Below are 360 nucleotides of genomic sequence, written 5' to 3'. Positions count from 1 at the left end.
CACCTCCTTACCTTAAAGAAGCGTTCTTTGAAGTGCTCACACAGATTGTCTGATAGAAAGTAAAAAGCAAGGCGTCTTGCGAAGCAGACTGATACGTCCCCTTCGTCTAGAGGCCCAGGACACCGCCCTTTCACGGCGGTAACAGGGGTTCGAATCCCCTAGGGGACGCCACTTGCTGGTTTGTGAGTGAAAGTCACCTGCCTTAATATCTCAAAACTCATCTTCGGGTGATGTTTGAGATATTTGCTCTTTAAAAATCTGGATCAAGCTGAAAATTGAAACACTGAACAACGCAAGTTGTTCGTGAGTCTCTCAAATTTTCGCAACACGATGATGAATCGAAAGAAACATCTTCGGGTT

1 tRNA gene is annotated in these 360 nt (G+C 45.3%); it reads left to right on the top strand.

The window, feature by feature from the left end:
* Positions 1 to 95 precede the first annotated feature (95 nt).
* Positions 96 to 171, top strand: a tRNA-Glu gene (locus BEG40_RS21595).
* Positions 172 to 360: the final 189 nt, after the last annotated feature.

It is taken from the genome of Escherichia sp. MOD1-EC5495 (assembly GCF_002965965.1).
In the GTDB taxonomy this organism is placed as follows: domain Bacteria; phylum Pseudomonadota; class Gammaproteobacteria; order Enterobacterales; family Enterobacteriaceae; genus Escherichia; species Escherichia ruysiae.
Note: the sequence above shows the minus strand (reverse complement) of the source record. Positions and strands in the feature narration are given on the sequence as shown.